Genomic DNA, 1,667 nt, shown 5'->3' with positions numbered 1-1,667 from the left:
GTTTACGGTTATGCACATGTTTACGGCAATTCTCGTATTTATGGCAAAGCAAAAGTTTTCGATGAACCATGCATTTACGGTCATGCAGAAGTTTACGGTGATGCATATATTTGCGGTGAACCGCACGTTTTTGATAATGCAGAAGTTTATGGTAATGCACAAGTTTACGAAGAGCCATACATTTACGATAGGGCGCGTGTTTACGGCAATGCAGAAGTTTCCGGTGATGCGCATGTTTACGGTCATGCAAAAATTTACGGTGATGCATGTGTATGTTGGGACGACTGGATTGATGGCGATAAAAGAATCTCAACTGGAGAAAAGACCAGATGAAAAAATACGAACTTACTGATGAAAAAATTGTGTTTGATGGAAGAACTCTTCACCGAATTAGAGCATTAAGAGACTTTGGATATGTCAAAAAAGGTGACCTAGGCGGTTTTATAGAAAAAGAGAGCAACTTAAGCCATAAGAGAGACTGTTGGATTTTTGGCAATGCACAAGTTTACGGTGATGCCAAGGTTTATGATGATGCGCGGGTTTATGGGAATGCACGCGTTTATGGCAATGCACAAGTTTCTGATTATGCCGAAGTTGGTGGTGCTTCTGTTGGAGATAATGCCAAGGTTTTTGACTATGCGCGGATTTATGGGAATTCTGTTATAGGGGAAAGTGTACACGTTTACGGAAATGCTAAAATTTACAATCAAGCATATATTTGCTGTCGTGTAAACATTGCTGGAAATTGTAAAATTAGTGGCTCCACCGTAATCGTAGAACGTGAAAAATAGTAATCATGGAAAAGAAATACGAACTTACTGATGAAAAAATTGTGTTTGATGGAAGAACTCTTCACCGAATTAGAGCATTAAGAGACTTTGGAAGAGTCAAGAAAGGTGACCTAGGCGGCTTTATAGAAGGTGAGAGCAACTTAAGTCATGAAGGAGACTGTTGGGTTTATGATGATGCCATGGTTTATAGCGGTGCAAAAGTTTACAACAATGCCAAGGTATTTGATAACTCAAAAGTTTGTTATTTTGCAAATATTTATGAAAATGCAACAATTCATCATAACGCAAAAATATATGGTGGTCGTATTTTTGGAAAAGCACATGTTTACGAAAACGCAAGTGTTCATTGCAATGCAGAAGTGTATGGTAACGCACACATTTACGGAGATTCAGAGGTTCGTGGAGGCAGTATTATCACAACGAGCGAGAGAAGATAATTATTATGTATAGATATGAAATTAAACCTACTTTGTGTTCGCAGTTAGTTGTGAGAAATACCCACAATCCAAGTGAACTTTGTATAACGATCTCTGGAGATAAGGGCGAGCCCTATGTAGATACCATAATCTCTAAAGACAAAATAGATGCCTTCTTAAGTGAAGAGAATATCGTGCCAATGGAACTCATAGGATCGCAATGCTTTGCATTTTCATACGAATTCAGACCGTTTGCATGCACTAGATTTGAAATGATACCACCCAATTCAGATGAATCTTTCTTGTTGACGCTATATTCTGATCATTGTGCATATATAAAACGCATTCCAATTGATCGGATTGTACAACCTGTAAAGACAAAACTCTAACACCCCAAAACCAGCCTTTTAACAGATGCGTGATTCACGCCACGGGTGAATTGCGCGCAATGTAGGAAATC

General features: G+C 38.7%; 2 protein-coding genes and 1 pseudogene. All 3 read left to right on the top strand.

Features of this window, described 5'->3' with window-relative positions; all coding sequences use genetic code 11:
- A pseudogene (locus tag ACFILT_RS07030) lies at positions 1 to 333 on the top strand (hypothetical protein); the annotation flags it as partial.
- Positions 330 to 791 carry a hypothetical protein gene (locus tag ACFILT_RS07025; protein WP_375677174.1) on the top strand — a complete coding sequence of 154 codons (462 nt, stop codon included), beginning with the start codon at positions 330 to 332 and terminating at the stop codon, positions 789 to 791. The pseudogene ACFILT_RS07030 and the gene ACFILT_RS07025, both read left to right, overlap by 4 nt.
- Positions 792 to 796: 5 nt before the next feature.
- Complete coding sequence (locus tag ACFILT_RS07020; protein WP_375640466.1) at positions 797 to 1,228, top strand: hypothetical protein; 432 nt, start codon at positions 797 to 799, stop codon at positions 1,226 to 1,228.
- Positions 1,229 to 1,667: the final 439 nt, after the last annotated feature.

The sequence above is a fragment of the Bartonella sp. AP7XZML genome, from assembly GCF_042195745.1.
In the GTDB taxonomy this organism is placed as follows: Bacteria; Pseudomonadota; Alphaproteobacteria; order Rhizobiales; family Rhizobiaceae; genus Bartonella.
Note: the sequence above shows the minus strand (reverse complement) of the source record. Positions and strands in the feature narration are given on the sequence as shown.